The 20,970-nt window shown below is 75.2% G+C and carries 12 protein-coding genes and 2 pseudogenes; 3 read left to right on the top strand and 11 right to left on the bottom strand.

Annotated elements, in window-relative coordinates:
- Positions 1-63: 63 nt before the first annotated feature.
- From rpsD to ACGF5C_RS21535, 5 genes are all read right to left on the bottom strand, one after another.
- A complete protein-coding gene (gene rpsD, locus ACGF5C_RS21555; protein WP_393304127.1) occupies positions 64-660 on the bottom strand; it encodes a 30S ribosomal protein S4 in 597 nt (198 codons plus the stop codon).
- 205 nt (positions 661-865) lie between these two features.
- The gene (locus ACGF5C_RS21550) at positions 866-1,897 is read right to left on the bottom strand and encodes a methyltransferase (protein ID WP_393304125.1); all 1,032 of its coding nucleotides are present in this window, start codon (positions 1,895-1,897) and stop codon (positions 866-868) included.
- The gene (locus tag ACGF5C_RS21545) at positions 1,894-3,072 is read right to left on the bottom strand and encodes an aminotransferase class V-fold PLP-dependent enzyme (protein WP_393304123.1); all 1,179 of its coding nucleotides are present in this window, start codon (positions 3,070-3,072) and stop codon (positions 1,894-1,896) included. The genes ACGF5C_RS21550 and ACGF5C_RS21545 overlap by 4 nt, the downstream gene beginning before the upstream one ends.
- The gene (locus tag ACGF5C_RS21540) at positions 3,069-4,334 is read right to left on the bottom strand and encodes a hypothetical protein (RefSeq protein ID WP_393304121.1); all 1,266 of its coding nucleotides are present in this window, start codon (positions 4,332-4,334) and stop codon (positions 3,069-3,071) included. Before ACGF5C_RS21540 ends, ACGF5C_RS21545 begins: the two co-directional genes overlap by 4 nt.
- Positions 4,335-4,406: 72 nt before the next feature.
- Positions 4,407-5,111 (bottom strand): tryptophan 2,3-dioxygenase family protein, encoded by a 705-nt coding sequence (locus tag ACGF5C_RS21535; RefSeq protein ID WP_393304119.1) that lies wholly within the window; start codon positions 5,109-5,111, stop codon positions 4,407-4,409.
- Positions 5,112-5,379: 268 nt separating this feature from the next.
- On the opposite strand from ACGF5C_RS21535, the gene ACGF5C_RS21530 reads away from it, so the two are divergent.
- The 3 genes and pseudogenes from ACGF5C_RS21530 to ACGF5C_RS21520 all read left to right on the top strand — a co-directional run.
- Positions 5,380-5,904, top strand: coding sequence for an SMI1/KNR4 family protein (locus ACGF5C_RS21530; RefSeq protein WP_393304117.1), 525 nt, complete (start codon positions 5,380-5,382; stop codon positions 5,902-5,904).
- Between the two features lie 107 nt (positions 5,905-6,011).
- A pseudogene (locus tag ACGF5C_RS21525) lies at positions 6,012-6,200 on the top strand (DUF664 domain-containing protein); the annotation flags it as partial.
- Between the two features lie 130 nt (positions 6,201-6,330).
- Positions 6,331-6,465 (top strand): annotated as a pseudogene (locus tag ACGF5C_RS21520) (hypothetical protein); the annotation flags it as partial.
- A gap of 125 nt (positions 6,466-6,590) precedes the next feature.
- Here ACGF5C_RS21520 and ACGF5C_RS21515 read toward each other — a convergent pair.
- The 6 genes from ACGF5C_RS21515 to ACGF5C_RS21490 all read right to left on the bottom strand — a co-directional run bounded on the left by ACGF5C_RS21515 (position 6,591) and on the right by ACGF5C_RS21490 (position 20,970).
- Positions 6,591-7,382, bottom strand: a complete 792-nt coding sequence (locus tag ACGF5C_RS21515) for an RNA-guided endonuclease InsQ/TnpB family protein (RefSeq protein WP_393304115.1) — start codon at positions 7,380-7,382, stop codon at positions 6,591-6,593.
- Positions 7,301-7,768: an RNA-guided endonuclease InsQ/TnpB family protein gene (locus ACGF5C_RS21510; protein WP_393304313.1), complete on the bottom strand. Its 468-nt coding sequence runs from the start codon at positions 7,766-7,768 to the stop codon at positions 7,301-7,303. Before ACGF5C_RS21510 ends, ACGF5C_RS21515 begins: the two co-directional genes overlap by 82 nt.
- 195 nt (positions 7,769-7,963) lie before the next feature.
- Complete coding sequence (locus ACGF5C_RS21505; protein WP_393304113.1) at positions 7,964-9,769, bottom strand: hypothetical protein; 1,806 nt, start codon at positions 9,767-9,769, stop codon at positions 7,964-7,966.
- A gap of 46 nt (positions 9,770-9,815) precedes the next feature.
- On the bottom strand, positions 9,816-11,660 hold the full coding sequence (locus tag ACGF5C_RS21500) for a hypothetical protein (RefSeq protein WP_393304112.1): 1,845 nt from the start codon (positions 11,658-11,660) through the stop codon (positions 9,816-9,818).
- Entirely contained in the window at positions 11,657-16,171 is a 4,515-nt protein-coding gene (locus tag ACGF5C_RS21495) for a hypothetical protein (RefSeq protein ID WP_393304110.1), read from the bottom strand. Before ACGF5C_RS21495 ends, ACGF5C_RS21500 begins: the two co-directional genes overlap by 4 nt.
- Positions 16,171-20,970 carry a hypothetical protein gene (locus ACGF5C_RS21490; RefSeq protein ID WP_393304108.1) on the bottom strand — a complete coding sequence of 1,600 codons (4,800 nt, stop codon included), beginning with the start codon at positions 20,968-20,970 and terminating at the stop codon, positions 16,171-16,173. Before ACGF5C_RS21490 ends, ACGF5C_RS21495 begins: the two co-directional genes overlap by 1 nt.

Below are 20,970 nucleotides of genomic sequence, written 5' to 3'. Positions count from 1 at the left end.
GCTCTACGAGGGGCTGGGGTCGGCGGCGAGGACGTCACCCGGCGCCCGGCAGCGGGCACCGCACTAGCCGGACCGGACGGTGAGCGGGACGTCGCGCAGGTCGGGCACCTCCTGCCGGCGCGGCTCCCGGGTCAGCGTCGCGGTGAATTCCTCGGGTCGAACCTGCAGGTACGGCGGGGCCTCGACGTCGCGGAACCCGCCTGCGGCGACCACGGCCGGTGTGGGGCACTGCCGCTCCGGGCGTACCTGGATGATCTGCCCCGGTCGCACCAGGTACGAGGGCCGGTTGACCTTGCCGCCGTTCACGGTGAACGTGTTGTGCTCGACCAGGCTGCGGGCCTCGCCGACGCTGCGGGCGAAGCCGGCGCGGTGCACCAGTGCGTCCAGCCGTTGCTCCAACTGTCCGGCCAGGTTCTCCGCCGCGTCGCCGGGCTGCCGGGCGGCGGTCACCAGGGCCCGGACCAGTTGCCGTTCCCGCAGTTCGTACGCGGCGCGGATCTGCTGCCGCTCCCCGTCGGGCAGTCGGTAGCCGCGCGGGGCTCGGCGCGGCCCGCCCCGGACACCGATCGGATGCCGCTGCCGGCGCAGTCGGTAGCCGTAGGCCGGCTTGAGTGGCACGTCGTCGGTCGGTGCGATGTTGACCTTGGAACGGAGCGTCATGGTGCCCTCCCTGCCTGTCGTGGGCCACCACTCTGTCCCGCACCCGGGTGAGCCCGCCCCACCCGGTGCGGGTGATCCGCCCTCCTCCGGACGTGTCGAGACCTGCGCCGGCCCTGCGGTCAGGCGCGACAAGGGTGACCTTGCTGTTCGACCAGGCCAGGAAGGCGACGAAAGAGGGCCGAAGGCACCGCCGGGGCGGGATCGGTCAGCCGACCGGGGCCGGCTTGTACGCGACGACCAGCTCCCAGGTGCCGGGCAGCACCGCCACCCGCTCGAAGCCGACCTCCGCGAGCAGCTTGGTGTAGAACTCCGCCTCGCGCAGCCGGCTGACGCAGCTGTCCACGCCGATCAGGAAGTAGCTCCAGAAGAACTGCATGGCAAGCCGGTCCGGGGTGCGGAACTCCTCGCAGATCAGCAGCAGCCCACCCGGCTCCAGCGCCGCGTACGCCTGCTCCACCAGGTGGCGGGCCACCTCGTTCGGCCAGTCGTGCAGCACCCGCACGAACGACATCGCGTCGTACCCCTTGGGCAGCGGCTCGGTCAGGAAGTCGCCGCCGACGAACCCCAGCCGCTCGGTGTGCCCCCGCGCGACCCGGGTGGCCGCCACCAACGGCGCCACCGCCGGCAGGTTGTAGACGTCGGCCCGCAGGCCCGGCGCGGTGTCGAGGACGTGCGCGGCGAGCGTCCCGTCGCCGCCGCCCACCTCCAGCAGGCGACGCCGGTCCGGCCACAGCAGATCGGCGTGCCGCCGCACCGCTTCGATCACCGGTCCCAGCCCGACGGCCATGCTGCGCTCGAAGTCGGCGGTCTGCGCGTCGGTCTTCGGCGGCCAGGCGAAGTCGTCGTCGCCGATGCTGACCTGGCCGCGCAGGCTATCGGGCAGCCGGCCGTGCAGCCGACGCCAGGGATAGCCGTCCCGGTCACGCTCGACCGCGCCGGGGCCGACCACCGCGGCGACCGCGTCGCGCAGCCCCGGCAGGGCCCGGTAGCTGGTCGTGCCGATGTCGTCGTCGGGCTCGTCGCGCGTCAGGAAGCCCAGACTCTCCAGGCAGTCGAGGAACTTGTAGAGCCGTAGCGGGCGGACCCCGAACCGGGTGGCCAGCGCGTCGAGACGGACGGGCCCGGGCTCCAGCGCGTCGAGCAAACCCATTCCGAACGCCGTCTCCAGCACGTCCATGGCCTTGGGCCCGTTGGCGAGCAGGCTCATCAGCGCCCGCGGCGAGAGGGTGACGGTCACCGGTGCAGCTCCTTCTCCAGCGCGTCCATGAACGCGTCGACCTCGTCGAGGGTGTTGTAGACGTGCGGACCGATCCGCAGGTAGCCGCGCCAACTGCAGATCAGGTCACGGGCGGCGAGTCGCCGCTTCACCGCCTCGCCGTCGGGGACGTCCAGGCACACCACGCCGCCGCGGCGATGCGGCGCGGTGGGGCTGACCACCGCGATGCCGGCCTCGCCGGCCCGGTCCACGACCCGCTGGGTGAGGGCCAGCGACTGCCGCCGGATGGCCTCGGTGCCGATCCCGGCCAGCAGGTCCAGGCCGACCTGGGAGACCAGGGAGGTGACCGGGTACGGCGTGCCGCCGGCGAACCGCCGGGCGCCGGGCGCCCAGCCGGTGGACGGCTGGAACGTGAACGCCCGGTCGCCGGCCTGCCAGCCGGTCGCGGCCGGCGCCAGCTGCGGCACCAGGTCGGGGCGGACGTAGAGGAAGGCGGTGCCGACGCCGCAGAGCCACTTGTGCGCGCCGCCGAGGACGACGTCGACACCGAGGGCGGTGACGTCCACCGGCATCACCCCCACGGTCTGGAAGGCGTCCACCACCACCAGCGCGCCGACGTCGTGGGCGCGGGCGACCAGGCGGGGCAGGTCGACGGTGGCGCCGGAGGTGAAGCTGGCGTGCGATACGCACACCAGCAGCGTCCGCTCGTCGAGGCGCGCCTCCAGGGCCTCCTGGTCGAGGTGGGGACCGCCGGTGCCGACCACGTCGAGGCGGGCGCCGTAGCGGCCGAACGCCCGGAAGACGAACGGCACCGTCGGGTACTCCAGGTCGGTGGTGACGACCCGGTCGCGCGGCGGGCGGTAGTCGAAACAGGACGCCACCCGGGCGAGCAGGGTGCTCAGGTTCGCGTCGGTGACCACGCTGCCCGGCGGTGCGCCGATCAGGGCGGCCACCGAGTCGGCGTACCGGTCGAGACCGACGTGCCAGCCCTGCCACACGTCGTCCCGCCAGGTGCGCAGCGTCTCCCAGTAGTCGTGCAGCACCCGCTCCGCGCCCCGCGGCACCGCGCCGGTGGAGTTGTTGTTCAGGTAGACACAGGTCTCCAGCAGGGGAAACTCGGCGCGCAGCGCGGCCTGCGCGGCGGCGTCGAGGCACCGGGGCGCGTCAGGCCCGGGCGCGGGGTGGGATCGACTCATGCGGTGCGGCCTCCAATCGGGTCGACCGGGCGGGAACCGGCGGTGACGGCCGTGAAGACCGGCACGTCGCGGACCGCAGCCAGATAAGGGGTGCCCTCCGTGTAGCCGGTCCCCGAGCGGGGACCGAGCATCCGGGTGGCGATCCGGTGGTGCGTGCGCCGCCACTGCGACAGGGCCCCGGCGAACGTCTCCATCCGCCGCGCCACCAGCATGCGGCCCGCGCCGTCGAGCCGGCCCGCACGCACAGCCGACCGGTACGCCTCGTCGATCGTCGGCTGGCCGGCCCGCACCAGGGACCGCACCTCCGGCACCGACCGGTAGGCCACCGAGTCCAGCCGGTCTCCTTCCGGCGTACGGCAGAGCGACTCCACGAGCTTGTAGGAGCGGGACTGGATGGCGCTGGCCCCCTCGGTGTACTGCCGGAACGTCCGGAACGACTCCGTCTGCATGGTGGCCAGCAGCGAGAAGAGCGGGCCGGCGGCGCCGATCAGGTCCCCGGCGTACCCCAGCCGGTCGGCCGCCGCACGTGGCGCGGCCCCGGCCAGCGCGGCGACGGCGACGCGCAGCTCGTCGGCGACCCCGGCGAAGAGGCACTCGTACGCCTGGAGCACCCGGATGAACAGGTATTCGTCGTGGGTCACGTGGACCGGCAGCATGCTCAGCCGCAGCGGCGGATCCCCGTCGGCGTCGAGGCCGGCGGCGACGGCGTGCAGCGCGGCGGCGGTGGTCGCCGGCTCGTCGTCGCCGACCGCCCCGACCAGGCCGAGGCGGGCCAGCGGGGGCAGGGCGGCCCGGACGCCGAGCCGGCAGCGCTTGGTCACCACCGGCCGCCCCGGACGCTGCTGCGGGAGCAGGTCGGTGGTGTGGGCGGCGGCGGCCAACTCGAAGGCCAACGCGTCGGCGACCAGGCGGACGAACAGCCGGTCACGGGCCCGCCGGGCGGTGGCGTCGTCCTCGGCCGGGGGCGGGTCGTCCGTGCCGCAGGGCAGCCGGAGCAGACGTAGGGCCAGGTAGCTGCGGTAGTCGTAGCGGCCGTCCCACTTGTCGAGCGTCACGTCGAGGAAGTCGCTCAGCAGCCGCGCCCGGTTGTCGCCCGCGGCCGCCGTCGCGCCGGCCACCCTCGCCCGCGTCTCGTCGAGCAGGGCGAGGAGTTCCTTTTCGACGAAGTGTTTGCCGACCCGATGGAATTCGCGCAGCACCGCCGGGTAGGGAAAAGTGCGCGGGTCGGCCGTACCGGACAACCAAGTCGTCAATTCGTGCACGAAGCGCCCCTCGACATTTCCGAATCGGCACCACAATGGGAGGACGCCGGTCACCGCCGGCGAGTGCGGATGTCAGTGCCGGGCGGCGCTGGAATCGTCGGCCGTGGGCTTGAGTCGGGCCTGCCACAAATCGGGAAAGAACCGGTGCCCGACAAGTTTGGCGAGCATGGTGGCCGGGCTGCCCGGGGTGCCGGCCGGAGCGTGACCGCCGACCCGCAGGGCCACCTGGTAGTGCCGCGTGCGCCACAGCGACACCCGCTCGTCCCACTCCACCATCGCCTCGGCCAGCCGGTGGACCGGGTCCGCCGGGTCTGCCGGGCACAACGCCGCCACCGGGACGCCCCGGTCGGCGAGGCAGTCGGCGAACGCACGCCCGAGCTGCCGGCTGGCCGCCTGGACCTGCCGCCAGCCCGGCGACTCGGCACCGGAGCCGTTGCCCAGCGCGGGCTGCATCGCCTGGAAGTCCACGGGGGACAGGTGCCGGAACATCTCCAGCTGGTCGGTGATCAGCCGAACGGCGAGCGTCGCCCGCGCCAGCAGCGCCTCGGCCGCCGCCGGGTCTCCGGCGCCCACCCGGGCGGTCGCCTCGGTCAACTCGGCCGCCGCCAGTTTGAGCCACAGTTCGGCCGACTGGTGCACCACCTGGAAGAGCAGTTCGTCGCGGTGGATCATCTCGGCCGGCGCCCGTTGCAGGTCGAGCAGCTCGTCCGTGCGCATATAGCGTGCGTAGTCGGTGGCGCCGCTGCCCGGCAGCACAGGCGACTGGTCGCGCTTCACGGAATAACCTTTCGGTCGGTATCGGCACGCCGGGATCGCCCATGCGTCGGCGGCAAGTATGCAACGACCGGAAGCGATGCGCTACCCCTTGATTGCAATCTGTTTCCGTCCGGCCGAGAAAGGGCTGCGCGTCGCCCCGGGGGGAGTGGCCGACGCATCACCTGGACGATCTGCGTCAATATGAGGTACGTCATTGTCGTCGGGTCGGTGGTCGACCGAACCCTGACATGTCGAACGTTTCGTCGTGGTCCTCCGCTAGGGTGCGCCGGTGACCGGAGAACAACTCACCCTGCCCGCCGCGCTGCGGGAGGCCCAGGCCGGCGGCTTCGACTACGCCGACGGCGACGGCGTCGACTTCGAGCCGTTCGACAGCTTTCGCACCCTCGACGAGACCGCCGAATGGTGGCACGCGTGGAGCGGCAACAGCTCGATGGACGGCGTGGACCTGCGGATCTTCGGCCGGGACGGCACCGGCGGACTGGCCGCCTTCTGGCTGGTCCGGCCGGATGAGCCGGTCGACCGCCAGCCGGTGGTGTTCCTCGGCTCCGAAGGTGAGACGTCCGTCGTCGCCGGCGACCTGGGGGCCTACCTGTGGCTGCTGGCCGGTGGTTTCGGCCCGCTGGAGGCGACCATGTGGCCGCGCCACGAGCACCGCCCCCGCCCGGACGCCCGCCGCACCGCGATCGCCGAGCGCTACGCGCCGCAGGCACGCCGGACCGTGCCCGAGGTGATCGAGGCGGCACGGGCCGAGTTCCCCGACTTCGAGTCCTTCGTCGATTCCCTCTGCCGCTGACCGGTTCGTCAGTCGGTGGTGCCTGTCCGTCGACGCGCAGGTCGAGTTCGCACAGGGCCTGCGGCTCCGCGGCCAGGGTTGTCGGTGGCGCGGCCTACGGTGGCCCGATGACCAACAGCGAGTACCCGTGGGAGCCACCCCTCGCCGGCACCGAGGTCGAGCATCTCGTCGGTGCGCTTCACCGGCTGCGTACGACCTTCCGTTGGAAGGCCGACGGCCTCGACGCCGCCGCGCTGCGGACCCGCTTCGGCGCCTCCTCGCTGACCCTCGGCGGCCTGCTCAAGCACCTCGCCGCCGTGGAGGACAGCACCTTCACGACCAAGCTGACCGGGCAGCCGATCGGCGCGCCGTGGGAGGGCACGGCCTGGGACGGCGGCAACGACTGGCCTCCTCCGCCGCCGACACCCCCGAACAGCTCTACGCGCTGTGGGACGGTGCCATCGAACGGTCCCGCGCGAGGCTCGACGCGGCCCTGGCCGACGGCGGGCTCGACCAACTCGTCCACGCCGCCACGCCGACGGCCGCCACGCCAGCCTGCGCCGGCTCGTCTGCGACCTCGTCGAGGAGTACGGCCGGCACACCGGCCACGCCGACCTGCTCCGCGAGGCGGTGGACGGACTGGTCGTTGACATCCTCCCCGGCCTAAAGGTGAGGGATTCCGACCCTCGCGGGTTGGGGTTCCTGGTTCATCGCAGACCGCACGGAAGGAGGTCCTTCGCGTGTCTGACGTCCGCTCCGCAGGCGTTTTGTGTCTCGACCAGCCCGGCCGCGACGGTGATGTTCTGGGCGGCGTTGACGTCCCGGTCGTGCCGGATGCCGCACCTCGGACACGTCCAGTGGCGTGTGCCGAGGGAAAGCTGGGCGAGCAGGTGTCCGCACGCCGAGCACGTCTTCGACGACGGGTACCAGCGGTCCACCACGGCGAGGGTGCGGCCGTCGCGGTGGGCCTTGTAGGCGAGCAGGGTGCGGAACTCGGCCCAGCCGGTACGGGCGATCGCTTTGGCCAGGGACCGGTTGCGGACCATGTTCGCCACCGCCAGGTCCTCCACGGCGATGGCGGCGAACCGGCGGACCAGGGCGGTGGACTGCTGGTGGAGGAAGTCCCGGCGCGCGTCGCGCACCCGCGAATGCGCCCGCGCCACCTTCCGTTTGGCTTTGGCGCGGTTGGCGGAGCCCTTCTGCCGGCGGGCCATCATCCGCTGATACCGCTTGAGTCGACGTTCCCGCCGTTCCATATGTTTCGGGTGGGGGATGCGCTCGCCGGTGGACAACACCGCGAAGTCGGTCAGGCCGAGGTCCACGCCCACCACCCCGCCAGCCGGGTCGGGTGCGGCGGGTGTGGCGACGTCGACGGCGAAGGTCACGAACCAGCGGCCGTCCGGGTCACGCAACACCGTCACCATCGTCGGATCCAATCCCGCCGGGTCGATGTCCGGCCACGACCACACGAACCGCAGCACACCCGGTGTCTTCCCCAACGACAGGTCCCGTCACGCATCCGGAACGCCGACCGGGTGAAGCTCGCGGACTGGCGGCCGTGGCGGGACTTGTACCGCGGATACCGGGCCCGCTTGGCGTAGAACGCGGTCATGGCGGTGTGCTGGTGCCGCAGGGTCTGCTGCAACGGCACCGACGACACTTCACCCAGAAACGCCAGATCGGGCTGCTTCTTCATCTCCGTCAACGCCCGATCCGTCTGGGCGTACGAGGTCGATCTGCCCTCAGCGCGGTAACGAGCACGACGGGCGGCGAGAGTGCGGTTCCAGACGACACGTACACACCCGAACGTGCGGTTCAGCACCGCCGCCTGCTCCGGGGTCGGGTACGCCCGACACCTGTACGCCGTCCGCACAGAACCAGTCATACCACAACGGACAGTCATGGCTGACAACGCATCCGCCATTCCTCCCCGCCCTGAAGGACGGGGCATCCTGGCGGTGATCCGGTGAGGACCCGCCGGCCGGCTGGCGCCCGAGCGGGAACGGCTGACCGCCCGACGAGTGGACGTGCTGGCCTCGGGGCCGGGTCCGTTTGCGGGTGGCCCGGCCCCGAGGGCGCGTCAGTGCGTCGCCGGCACCTCCACCTCGAGCGGCTCCAGGTCGTCGCGGACGGCCTTGACCTCCCAGTAGAAGGCGTGCGAGGCCGGCGACCCGTCGACGGTGCGGACCCGGAAGGCCCCGTCCTTCACCCGGCTCGCGGCCAGCGCGGAGACCGGCTCGTCGTCGTCGAAGACCGGCGTCAGGTGCACGGTCCGGCCCTCCGGCCGGGTCAGCGCCTCGAAGTACGCGGGCAGTTCGACGGTGGCGGTGCCGCCGTCGAGCCGCGCCTCACCCCGGTAGTAGACGCCGTTCTCCGGTCCCTCGATGGCGGCGTGGATGAGCTGGCGGCGTTCGGTGGCGTCGGGGGCGTCCAGCGGGTGGTCGATGGCGAACTGCTTGGACTTGCCCTTGATCACGCCGCTGCTGGCCATCAGGCTGATCGTGTAGCCGCCCGACTCGGTGCCGAGATAGATCGCGCCGGAGGAGAACAGGTCGAACGTGCTGATGCCGCCGCCGCTCCAGGACGGCACCGTGTTCGGGCTGACCGCCACGCCGAGCTGGCCGTTGATCTGGACGTTCCCGCCGAAGAAGCCGCGCTTCTCGACCCACAGGCAGCCGGTCTCCGGGCCGGTGCCGCCGCCGTAGCCGATGTAGACGCCGGCGCTGTTGAGCAGGTAGAGCCGTTCGGGGCCGTTGATGTGCAGCCGGTGGGCGCCGCTGAGGTAGCCGGAGGCCGGCATGGAGATGTTCCCGCCCGTCCACAGGCCACCCTGCACCGTCAGGTCGCCGTTGCCGTTGGCGTCCTTGACCACGGTGACCCCGCCGGTGGCCCGCACGGCGAAGCCGCCCTCGGCGGTCAGCGACAGCCCGCCGCGCCCGCGCAGGCTCGCCGCCCGCAGCTCCTTGACCGCCAGGTCGGCGTACGGCTTGCTGCCCTCGCCGTAGCCGAGACCCGGCACGTCGTTGCTGCGGTCGACCAGCTCGAAGCCCTTGCCGGCCCGGAACGACAGTTGCGCGTGCTGCACGCCGGGGCCCCAGAAGCCGAGCCCGGTGACCACCTGCCCCGGGGAGACGGCCGTCCCCTCCATGCTGCCCAGGTGCAGCATGCCGCCGGCGATGCGCAGCCGGTCCGCGTTGTGCTGGGTGAAGGCGATGATGTCGTCGGCGTCGTTGTTGTTGGCGATGCGCAGGACGGTGTTCTCGCCGCTGTACGGCCAGTACCGGATGTACGCCTCGTCGCCGGCGCCGCCGCCGGGGTCGCCGGGGAAGGTGATGCCGGACTGGGCGCCGCCGCCGACGGCCGGCACGATGGCCCCGACCGGGACCCGGAGACCGGCGGCGACCCGCCCGGTGCTCTGCACGGTGATCGTGCCGCCTGCGCGGGTGACCATGCCGAGCACGATGGCGTTGGCCGGGTCGGTGGGGGCCGCGGCGGAGAACTCGACGCGCCCCTCCTCGGTCCACCGGGTCTCGCCGGCGACCCCGCCCTCGTCGCGCCGCTCGGTGAGGTACTCGTGGTAGCGGATCACCACGTGCCAGCTGCTGCCCTCGGCGGGCAGGGTCTTGCGGGTGTTCTCCGCCAGCACGATCACCCGGCCGGCGCCGTCGATCGCCACGCCCTGGCCGATCGTCACGTCGCTGCCGGTGGCGGTCAGGTCGAGGCCGGTGACCACGCCCCGGGGCTGCAGCAGCCGGGCGGCGAGGTTCTGCCGGGCCAGCAGGTAGTCCAGCGCCTGGGTCAGGTCGCCGGCACGCAGGTACTGGTGGTCGTAGTACCGGGGCCGGGCCATCGGCAGCGGCAGGTCGTTCTTCCAGGTGATCGTCATGGTGGTCTCCGCTGATCTGGTTCGGTCGGTGCGCGGGTGGGGTCGTTCAGCGCGGTTGGACGGTGTCGTAGCGCAGGCCGCTGGACAGCTCGCCCGTGCCGGTGTGGCGGGCGCGGCCCAGCCACAGGTGCACCGACCCGTCGGTCCACCGGGCGAGCTGCCACTGGCGCAGCAACCGGGTGCTGGCGCGCGGCACCTCCTCCTCGGGGATGGCCAGCTCGACCAGGTCGTCGCCGCGCCAGCGCCAGTCGAGCAGGCGGCTGTGGCCGGTGACCGCGACCGGCGGCCCCTCGCGGGACGGCTGTTGCAGCGGGACCCGGCGCAGCCGGACCACGTCGGGCCGGTCCTGCGTCGGCCCGGGGATCAGTGGCACCCAGTTGTCCGGCACGGTCGTGGCGAAGGCGTACGACAGGCTGGGCACCGCCTCGGCGTCGGCGACCGGTGGCCGCGGCGGCGGTGCCGCCCGCCCCACCTGGGCGCTGCGGTCGATGGGCCGGCCGGTGGCTCCGGTGACGGTCCGTTCGACGGCCCACGCCAGGTTCGCCATCTCGTCGCGGCCGAGGCGTACCTCCTCCACCGGCTCGGAATCGAGGGTGGCGGCGGCCGTCGCGGGCAGGACCAGCACGTCAGCCGGCCCGCCGGCGGTCGCCCCGGACGGGCGAAACAGCGCGGTGTCGTCGGGTGCGGCCGGCACGAGCGTCTGGATGCCGAAGGTGTCGGTGACGATCAGCGACCGGATCCGGGTGGCGGACCCGACGGGCAGTTCCAGCGGCACCAGGAAGTGGTCGTTGGCGTAGACGAGGCCGTACTCGACCAGGAACATCCGGGCCAGGTCGCCGGCGCCGGCGCCGATGCCGGCCAGGTTCACCCGGGCGTCCTCCAACTCCCAGAAGCGGGTCGAGGGCATGCCGGCGTACGCGACCGGGGTGGGCAGCAGCACCTTGACGACGTCCTCGACCGCCGGGGCGGCGTCGAGGGTCGCCCCAGGCTCGTGGTCGAAGTGGTACCAGTCCAGCCGGCCGCCGTCGTACTCGTGGGCGGTGAGGACCAGCTCGCCGGCGCAGCCGTGCGCGCCGACGGCGAAGTCGTACTCCAGCCGCTCGCGCCGCCACGCGGGCCCCTCCTGGCCGGGGGCGCTGAACAGGGGCGTGAAGTCCTCGGGCGGCCACGGCGGCGCGGCCGGACGGGACGCGCCCGGCGCCAGCACGGCGGGCAGTTGCAGCAGGTAGCCGTCCGGCGGCCCGGCGGGGCGGGGCGGCACGCCCAGCCAGGTCATCCACTCGGCGATCGCCGCGGTGACCGCGCCGACCAGGGCGGACGGCACCTCGTTCTCGGCGACGAAGCGGCCCTCGGCGCAGGCGCGCAGGGCCAGGTCGCCGTGCGGTACGCGGCCGGCGGCGATGCGCAGGTAGCCGACGGTCTCGGTGTCCGCGGCCGACGCGGCGTCGGGCGGCACGGCCGGGACGGGATACCTGCTGCACAGCCCGGGCGCCAGCTCGCCGGCGCCGGCGGCGGCGAGCTGGCGCAGCAGCTGCTGGCCGCTCTCGACGGCGAAGCGCAGGTCGCCGGCGGTGGCGGCGGACTCCCGTTCCACCACCGCCTCCAACGGAGTGGCGGTGGGCAGGCCGACCGTGCTGCCGGAGGCCGTGCCGGGCCGGTAGCGGGTGAACCGGGCGGCCTCGGCGTGCACCCGGGCGCTGACCGGCGACCCGGTGTCCTCGCCGGTGAACTCGCCGAGCTGCCACTGCCGGGCGAGCAGCCACAGCGGGTCGGCGGTGCGGGCCTCCACGGCGGGGGCCAGGTCAGCGCGGCGGGTACGGGGTTCGAGGCGGGTCCAGGTGGTGACCGACGGGGTGTGCGTGTCGGCCAGGGCTGGTTCGACGGTGGTCACTGGCCCTCCTGGCCGCCCTGCGGCGCGAGCGTCGCGTCGGGCACGAAGTCGGTGGTGGTCGTGGTCTCGGCGACGTTGGTGGGGAAGTAGAGGGCGGGCAGGAACTGGCCGGCCGCGCCGAGGGAGTCGACGTCAACGGCGCGGGCGACCGCCAGGTCGAGGGCCTCCTCGAGGACCTGGGCGAGGGTGGCGGGCTGCCAGTGCTCGGCGCCGTCGGGCGCGAGGCCCAGCAGCACCGCCTGCGGTGCGGCGGCGCCGGGGGCGTCGTACTCGAAGGTGAGGCCGGTCTGCACCCGCCCGGCGGGCACCACCTCCGTCCACTCGTCGACCAGCAGGCCGTGCACCGGCCTGGTCGGGTCGATGCCGCCGGGGGCGACGACGACCAGGGACACCGGTTCGGTGTTCGCGCGCGGCGGGGCCTCGCCAACCCAGCGATCGCCGGGGGCGTACGGCAACTGCGCCACCCGGACGGTGGCGGGCAGCTTCACCACGCCGCCGGCGTCCAGGGCCTGCGCGGTGGTCAGCGCCTCCTGGAGTCGGCCGACGGCGGGGCGGACCCGGCCGTAGCGGGACAGCCACCGGCGCACCGGGTGGGGGGAGCCGCCCTGCAGCGCGTCGCTGGCGGCCAGCGCGGTGGCCAGCCGCTCCGGCTGGGGCGCGCCGGCGGCGGTCAGGACCGGCATGTCGGGGCCGAGCAGCGCCCGGACGCGGGCGATCTGGGCGTCCCGTCGCCGCCCGGGGGGCGCCGAGGGCCGGTCGAAGTCGGTTGCCGGGTCGCAGGTGCAGGCCGACGGTGGGCAGGGCGCCCGGTCGTGCAGGTCGGCGACGACCCGGCAGTGGGCGGCCAGCCGGCGGTCCAGCTCGTGGCCGGCGACCAGGGCGGCGTCGGCGACCGCGGCGGCGGTGCCGGCGGCGGGCGGCGGGGGCACCGCGCCGGTGACGCCGAACCCGGCGGCGGTGTCCAGCAGCAGGCGGACCGCGGTCTCGTCCCAGCCGGGCGCGTCGGCGGCCGGGGTGGCCCGCAGCGCGGCGGCGGTCCGCGCCGACTGCCACAGCTCGTCGGTCTGCGCCTTCATCACCGGATCGACCTGCGGGGGCGCGTCGGGGTCCAGGCCGAGGTCGGCGGCGAGGACCGGCCGGGAGCGGCCGAACAGGTCCCGCAGCACGTTCACGGCGTGCAGGAACTCGGCCAGGCCGACCTTGTCCGCGGCCCAGGCCGGGTCGCGGTCGTAGTCCAGCTCCAGCTTCCAGTCCGGTCGCACCTCGGCGGGCAGCAGCGTCGCCCAGGTGACGAGGGCGATGCGGCGGTCCAGTTCGGCGTCGTCGGGGCGGCCGGGGTGTGGCGGGGCGGCGAGCAGGTCGATCGCCGGGGTCTGCAACCGGTCCAGACTTGCGTCGCGCCACGGCGTGGCGGTGACGCCGTCGGGGGCGTGCCAGCGGTAGCGCCAGAACACCCGCGGCGAGGGCGGCAGCAGCACGGAGGTGAGCGCGTCGGCGGGGCTGCCGATGATGCGCGGGTGCTGGGCGCGGGCGGCCGGCCAGTCCTGCCGCAGCGGGTCCATCCGGTTGTCGACGTTGACCAGCAGCAGCACCCGGTGGGTGAGGGTCGCGCCGGTGGCCGACGTGCGGGTGACGTGCAGCTGGGGTGGGCTGGCGGCGGCGCCGGAGGCGGCGTCGACGGCGGCCGCGGCCCGGTTCATGTCGCCCAGGGCGAGCTGGTGGACGCTCTCGGCGAGCAGCGTGTCGGCCACGGCGTCGGTGGCGTCGGCGAGGTCGGCGAGGACCTGCCGCACGGCGGTGCGGGCCGCGCCGGGCAGCGCGTCGAGCTGTGACTCGATGGCCTTGGCCTGGTGCAGCCGGTGCAGCTCCAACCCGTCGAGGGTCGCCGCCGACTCGACGGTCGCGGTGACCGTGGTGGTGTCGTCGGCGGCGTCGACGCGGTGGGCGCGCACCGGCGCGAGCCGGCGGAACAACGGCAGGAACTGGTCCAGCGGGCCGTCGGGGTGGTCGTGCAGGCCGCGCTCGAAACGGTAGCCGAGCAGGGCGCCGAGGCTCTGGCCGGCGCGTACGCCGTCGAGCAGCTGCTCGGCGAGGCGGACCCGGCGGGAGGACAGGTCGACGGCCATCGGGTGGTCGCCGCCGTCGTGGGACCGCCACGCGCTGCGCAGCACCGCGGTGGTGACGGCCTGCGCCGGCGAGGGGGCGTGCACGTGACCCGCGCCGTCGGGGGCGGCGGGCAGCGTGGGCGGCGCCACGGTGTCGGGCACGTCGGCGGGGCGGGGCACCAGCCGCGGCGGCCCGGCCGGCCGCAGGTCGACCAGCCAGCCGTACCCGCCGACGTGCACCCCGGTCGGCGGCCCGGCGGTGAGCTGGGCCAGCCGGCGGGTGGCCAGCGAGGTGATCCAGGCGTCCAACCGGTGCGTGGCCAGGCCGAGGGTGCCGGCGACGTGCCGGTGCAGGTCGGCGGGGGACAGCCCGTCGTCGAGCGCGTCGCCCAGGTCGGTCAGGGCGGCGCGGAAGGCGCGCAGGTCGGCGGTGGCCCGGATGTGGCGGGGGTCGAGCTGGGAACTGGCGAGGTAGCTGCCGACGGTCTCGCCGGGGGCGCCGGGCACGGGCACGGCGAGGCGGCGGCGCAGCACCGGGGTGCGGTCGTGCGGCCGGATGTCGACCAGTTCCGGCTCCGGGACCTCCGCCGCGGCGGGCAGGGACGCCTCGGCGGCGAACGCGTGCGCGGCGGCGGAGTGCTCGGCGATCAGGGCGGCGCGCAACAGCCGGTGGAACAGCGGCACCGGCCCGTCGCCGGGGCTCACCGGCACCTCGTCGCCTTCGAGACCGACGGCGGCGAGCGCGTCGAGGTACGCGCGGATCCGGTCGGCGCGCGGCTGTCCGGGCCCGTCGAGCAGGGGCGTGCCGAGGGCGTACGCCTCCTTGGCGAACACGGCCAGGGACAGCCGCGGGTCGGTGGGGCTGCCCAGCCCGAGGGCGGCGAGCAGGTCCCGGGCCGGTTCGACGACCTGTTCCCGCCAGTCGGGGCCGAGGCCGAGGCGGGCGAAGCGCCACAGCCAGCTGACGTAGTCGTTGCCGAGCATGCTGCGGGCGCGTACCTCCAGCACCCGCGCGTCGGTGGCCAGGATGTCCAGCAGGGTGCGCTCGGGGTCGGCGAGGCCGGGGACGATCCGGGAAACGGGGGAGGGCAGCCACACCTCCTGCCACAGTTTGGTGAGCAGCCCGACGGCCCGGGCCTCGCCGCCGCCGGCCGGGCGCCAGTCCCGCAGGCTGGCCACCGGCAGCAGTCCGTACGGCTGGCGGCCGACGCGCAGCGTGGGCAGCGGCCCGTCGGCGTGCACGTGGGCGACGAAGTGCTCGCGCAGCGCGGCCTGTTCGGCGGGGGTGGCGACGGGCAGCAGGTCCCGCAGGAGGGCGCCGAAGCTGGCCGGCCAGAGCAGCCGGCGCACCAGCCGGCCGGTGGGTCGGTCGGCGACGGTGGCGCCGGTGCCGCGGGCGAGCGCGGTCGGCGCACCCGCGCGGGTCGGCGTGCCGCGGGCGGCGGTCAGCGCGTCGTCGGGTTCGGCGGTCAGCGACACGCCCAGGGCGGCGGCGACCAGCGCGGCGGCGGCGTCGGGCGCCTCGGCGTCGGTGGCGGTGTCGGCGGCGCTCGGCGCGGCGGTGGTGGGGGACGCCGCCGGCGCGGCGGTGGCGGTGTTGTTGGTGGGGGTGTCGGGGGCCAGGAACGCCAGCCCGTCGGTCGCGGCGTGCGCCTCCAGCAGGCGCCCGAGGGCCTTCGCGGCGGCGTCGGGCGCGGCGGCGGTGTCGAGCCCGAACACCAGCAGCCGTTCCACCGTCTCCGGTTTCCCGTCGGCGCCGGCGGGGACGGTGACGGTCAGCGCCATGCCGGCAGCCTCGGCGGTGGCGAAGTCGACGGTCCAGCGCATCCCGGCGTCCACGGGCGGCGCCTCGGCGGGCACCTGGTCGATGGTGCCCGCGCCGCCGGCCGGCACGGGGGTGGGCCCGACGGGCAGGTCCGGGGTGACGGTGCCGGAGGTGCCGGTGAACAGCCGGCCGCTGGCGGTGCGGCCGACGGCGTACCAGCGGGTGGGCAGCAGCCGGGCCCGAGCCGGTTCGCACCAGGGGCCGGGGCGGGGCTGCGGCTCGGGGAAGTCACCCGCGACGGGTTCCATCACCCGGGCGATCCAGGCGGCGCGGGGCGCGCCGAAGCGGCGGACCAGGTCGTTCCAGGCCGCCTCGTCGGGTGCGCCGGTGACGCCGCCGGGCCGGCCCTCGCCCCAGTACGCCCGGCCGGCGGCGATCTCCTCGGCGGTGAGGTCCGGCTCGTGGTCGTCGACGTGGATCTGGTCGGGGTAGACGCGGATCCTCAGGGTCGCGCCGGCGAACCGGGTCTCCAGGCGCACCGGCAGCATGACCGCGGGGGCGAGCGCGGACAGCGTCCACGGGGTCTGCGTCAGCACGGTGGCCAGCGGCGGCCGGTTCGCGGCGTACGACAGGGTGGTCATCACTGGTTCTCCGGCGTCGGTAGCAGGTCGCTGGCGTGGCGGGCGAGCAGGACGGGGCGTTGCAGCACGGCGAGGGCGGTGTCGGCGGCGTTGCGGCCGTGCCGGGCGGCGAAGACGACCGCGTCGGGCGGCAGCGGGTCGCCGGTGAGGTCGACGCCGAAGCGGGGCGCGGCCGGCTGCTCGCGCAGCAGGAAGAAGTAGCCGGCCGTGCCGTCGGCCTGCCGGGTGGCGCCGCGGGCGACGTCGGCGGTGAACGGGAACCCGAACAGCAGCAGGTCGGGCGACAGCCACGCGTGGAAGATGGGCAGGATGTCCGGCCCGGCTGGTTCCCGCTGCTCGGGGCCGGTCCACGCGGCCTCGCGCATGGTGACGATGGTCGACGGGTAGCGGCGCAGCAGCTCACCGCGGATGACCAGCACGAGGGACTGCTCGCCCGGGGCGCCGACGGCCGTGAGGTGGCTGCCCAGCGGCCCGTTGCGCCAGGCGTCGTCGGTCAGCGGCGGGATGTCGGTGAGCGGCGCGCCGGCCGACACGGCGCCACGGACGTCCCAGAACTGCCGGAACCAGGTCTGCCGCGGGTCGGCGGGAAACTCCCGCCACAGCATCTCCCGGCTCATCTCGTGGTTGAGCCCGACCAGGAACGCCTCGATGAACCGGGGGTTGGCGGCCAGCGCGGTCATCGTCTCCGGCGCCAACGCCGGCAGGTTCGGCACGACGTGTTCCTGGGACAGGCCGCGCAGCAGTTCGTAGGCGGGAACGGTGAAGCTGACCCCGGCGAGCAGCCGGCGCAGCGGGTCGCCGCTGTCGGGCAGGGCGTCGACCAGGTCGCCGTCGCCGAGGCTGAGCCCGGCGAGCACCTCCCCGGCCACGGCGGTCTCGGGGCGGACCGTGTCGCGTACGGCCGCCGCGGCGGTGGCGAGGTCGACCGGTGCGGGCCGGTGGTTGCGGGCCAGCGACTGCGCCGGGGCGAGCCGGCCCTGGTGGGCCGCGGCGGCGGCCATGAAGTCGTCGCCCATCCGGGCCCGGTCGGCGACGAGGTCGGCCCGCAGGTCGGCGATCGCGACCGCGCAGCCGCGGGCGGTGCCGGCGTCGGCGGCCCCGGTGACGGTGACCGCGGGGCTCCAGCTGACGGGTACGCCGGCGGGGTCGAGGTCGAAGGCGGTGCGGTAGGTGATGGTGGTGCCGCTGCGGCGGGCGACGACGAGGTCGGGGCGGCGGGTGCCGGTCACGTCGGCCACGGCGATGCCCGCCCCGGCGGCGCCGGCGACGGCCGCCTCGTCGGGCACCGCGCGGGCGGTCGTCCAACCGTTGACGATCCGGCCGCGCCGGTTGAGCCCGAGCCCGGTGGAGTAGCGGGCCACCGGGGTGGCGCCGACCGAGCCGGCGGCGAAGACGAGCAGGTCGGGGACCTGGTCGCCGGTCATGTCGACCACGTCGACGCCGACGGCGTTGATGGTGTCGAGCTGCTGCGGGGTGGGCTGCGAGTCGCCCCACCCGCGGGTCACCGTGCCGGCCGCGTCCAGGCCCCACCCGACGCGGTAGTACACCCGGTTCTCGGTGCCGCCGGGGCGGCTCACCCCGTACGCGACGACGAGTTCGGGCTGCTCGTCGCCGTCGAGGTCGGCGAGGGCGACGTCGAGGCCGGCGGCGTGGGCGCTGACCGGGTCGGGCAGCTCGTACGGGCCGGTCCACCCGGCGGCGGCCGTGCCGGTGGCGGTGGCGTCCCGGCCGATCCAGTAGCTGATCCGGCAGGTGCCGTCCGGGCCGGGCAGCAGGGCGGCGGTGACCAGTGCCGGGCGGCCGTTCGGCGCGAGGGGGCCGATCGTGGTGGCGGTGGCGCGGGCGGCCACGGGGATGGCCGGTCCGTCCACGGCGGCGGTGAGGACGTTCTCCCGCACCGCGCCGTCGTCGCCCACGTTGTGCCCGACCTGCATCCGGGCCCGGCTGCCGGTGCCCGTCGGGACGGTGTGGGTGAACAGCAGCGACGCGAGCAGCCCCACCCGGGGGGCGAACCGCAGGTGTGCCGGGGCGGGCGCGTTGTCCGGGCCGGCGCCGCGCGGGTCGGCGGGGGTGCCGTGGTCGATCCAGCCGGTCGGGGCGTAGCCCCAGCGCCACGAGGTGAGCTGGCCGTCGCCGGTCACGGCGAAGATCTCGCCGCTGCGGAACTCGCCGAGCACGGGTCCGGGGCGGTGCCGGCCGAGACCGCCGGCCGGCGCGGACCCGATCACCTCCCAGCCCCAGTACTCCCGTTCGTGCCCGTCGTGGTAGTAGCGGTAGCGGCGCATGAGGCGCACGTCGGCCGGGTTGGCGTCGGGCGCGCCGAGGGTGACGATCGACATGCCGTCGTCCTCGCCGATCTGGGCCGCCTGCTGCCCGAGCGAGACCACCCGCCGCCCCTCGGGGGCCGCGTCGTGCCGGTAGAGGGACCCGTCGGAGAGCTGGGAGACCAGCCAGCCGTCCGTGGTGACGTAGGAGAAGCGGGAGCCGTACGCGGACGGGTGTTGGCTGGCCGGGGAGCCCCACACCGGCGGGATGGCGTCGTTGCCGACCTGGCTCCACTGCCCGGCGTGGACGAACAGCCGGTTGTGGCTGGTGGCGACCAGCACCGTCGACCCGATCGGGCGTGGGGTGCCCCAGAGTCGCTCGGTGGACCACATCGCCGGCGTCCCCAGGGACGTCCACGACTCGGCCGCCGGGTCGTAGCGGTACAGGTTGCCGTTCCCGCCGAGCAGGTAGACCTGGTTGCCGCCGGCCGTCGGGCGGCTGCGCACCCCGAGCGGCGGCGCGCCGCAGTCGCGCCACACCCACCGGTCGCCGTCCCACCGCCGCTCGAACAGGCGGCTGTCGCGGGTGCGGACGAACACCCGGTGGGGTGCCACGGTGGCGCCGGAGGTGGCCACGGCGGTGCCCGGCGGGAGGCCGTGGTCGCGCCACACCCACTGCTCGCCGACGCGGCGGCGTTCGAACAGCCGACCGTCGGCGGCGCCGAGGAAGAACCGGTCGGCGCCGAGCAGGTCGCCGGCGTTGGTGGCCACGGTGGTGACCGGGTCGTCGGCGGCGAGCGTCCGGCTGCCCGCCGCGAGGCCGGCCGTGCTGGTGGTGTGCCACCACGGGTTCTGGGCGGCCTGCTCGATGACGGCGCGGGTCAGCGAGCCGAGCCCACGGCCGTCGGTGACCAGCGTGTCCAGCACCTTGCCGCCGGCGGGCACCTTCGCGGCGGGCACCGCGCTGGCGCCGCCGGCCAGCCGGGCCAGCGCCGCCGGGCCGCCGTCGGCGTCGACCCGGCGGGCGAGGGGCCCGCGGGGGCGCAGCAGCCGGCGCAGCGGTGCGCTGGTGGCGGCCCGCGCGCCCGGGTTGCCGTCGAGCTGCCGGTCGAGCGGGTCGCCGGCGACGGCGAGGCGGGCGGCGGAGCCTGCGTCGACGAGGTCGTGCACCGGCTGGGTCATGGCCACGAGTTGGTCGTCGCCGACCGGCGTGCCGGGGGAGTCCGGGTCGACCCGGCGGGCGAACAGGGCGGTGGCGGTGTCCCGGGCGGCCTGGCCGCGGCGGAGCTGCTCGTTGGCCTCGCGCAGCTCGGCGGCCCGTTCCCACGCGGCGGCGGCCAGGTCCTCCTGGTGGCGTTGCACCACCTGGGTGCCGAGGGCGGCGGCGGCCCGGTAGCGGGGGTCCAGGTTGAGCCCGGCCAGCCAGCGCGGTTCCGCGCCGCCGGTGGGGACCTGCCCATGCTGGGTGTGGATGTTGCCGTACAGCGGCGGGGTCAGCCGGTCGTCGGCGTGGCGCAGCAGGTCGGTGAGCGCGCCCTGCCAGGCCTGGCGGATGTCGTCGGCCCAGACGGTCGGGGTCATGCCGGGCGCGGCGAGGGCGCCTTCGAAGCCGAGCACGGACCGGCCCTCGACGCCCTCGTCGTCGCCGGCGGGCAGGCCGCCGCCGGGCGCGGCGATGTCGACCGGCTGCCGGCCGACGTCGTCGGGCAGGACCCGGGCCCGCAGCCGGCGGGCCAGGGACTCGAAGTCCCCGTCGGGCCCGGTGCGGAACGTCCAGTGGTGGTAGACGGGCAGCAGCACCGGATCGTCGGGGCCGGGGTGGGCCGAGTCGGGACCCCAGGCGGGGGCGAGCGGGCCGGTGTCGTCGACGGTCTCGCCGAGCCCGGCGCGGACCCCGGCGGCGAATGCGGGCACCACGGCGGCCAGGTAGTCGGTGCCGGCGGCGAGCCGGCGCGGGCACACCAGCCGCGACAGGGTGCGCTCCGGAGCGGAGGCGATCACCTCGGACAGTTCCTCGTCGTCGGTGACCAGCACCTGGGCGTGTGCCCACGCCCACGACTCGGCCAGCACCGGCAGGTGCCGCACCGTGGTGGCGAGCCGGGCCAGGGCCTGGCCCGGCTGCGTGCGCAGCTCCGCGCCGTCCTCGCCGACCGGCACCACGACGAGGACCAGCCACGGGCGCAGCGCGCCGTTGTCGTCGGGCCGCGCCGGGGTGTACCGCCACGGCAGGTCGGGGTTGTCGAACTCGACCGCGGCCAGCAGGGACACCTCGACGTTCTCCGCGCCGGGCGCCGGGTAGCTGCGGATGATCTCCTGCGGGTCGACGCCGACGACGTCGCCCGGCCCGTGCAGCAGCGCCGTCGAGGTGCCGGTGATCTGCTCGGTGTCGCCGGTGGCGGTGTCGGTGCCGAGCGCGGCGACGGTGAGGGTCACCTCGGCGCGGGGGCGGGGCAGCGCGCCGGTGAGGGTGTCGGTGTGGGAGACCACGCGGGCGACGCCGTCGCGGACCCAGGGCAGGAAACGCAGGCCACCCAT

Origin of the sequence: Micromonospora sp. NPDC047620 (assembly GCF_043205005.1) — a bacterium.
Lineage (GTDB): Bacteria > Actinomycetota > Actinomycetes > Mycobacteriales > Micromonosporaceae > Micromonospora.
Note: the sequence above shows the minus strand (reverse complement) of the source record. Positions and strands in the feature narration are given on the sequence as shown.

What these genes read in the sequence shown, in the direction of transcription:
- ACGF5C_RS21510 (WP_393304313.1), bottom strand. Translation starts at nt 7,768, where the DNA reads ATGACTGGTTCTGTGCGGACGGCGTACAGGTGTCGGGCGTACCCGACC.
- ACGF5C_RS21545 (WP_393304123.1), bottom strand. Translation starts at nt 3,072, where the DNA reads ATGAGTCGATCCCACCCCGCGCCCGGGCCTGACGCGCCCCGGTGCCTC.
- ACGF5C_RS21490 (WP_393304108.1), bottom strand. Translation starts at nt 20,970, where the DNA reads ATGGGTGGCCTGCGTTTCCTGCCCTGGGTCCGCGACGGCGTCGCCCGC.
- rpsD (WP_393304127.1), bottom strand. Translation starts at nt 660, where the DNA reads ATGACGCTCCGTTCCAAGGTCAACATCGCACCGACCGACGACGTGCCA.
- ACGF5C_RS21495 (WP_393304110.1), bottom strand. Translation starts at nt 16,171, where the DNA reads ATGACCACCCTGTCGTACGCCGCGAACCGGCCGCCGCTGGCCACCGTG.
- ACGF5C_RS21505 (WP_393304113.1), bottom strand. Translation starts at nt 9,769, where the DNA reads ATGACGATCACCTGGAAGAACGACCTGCCGCTGCCGATGGCCCGGCCC.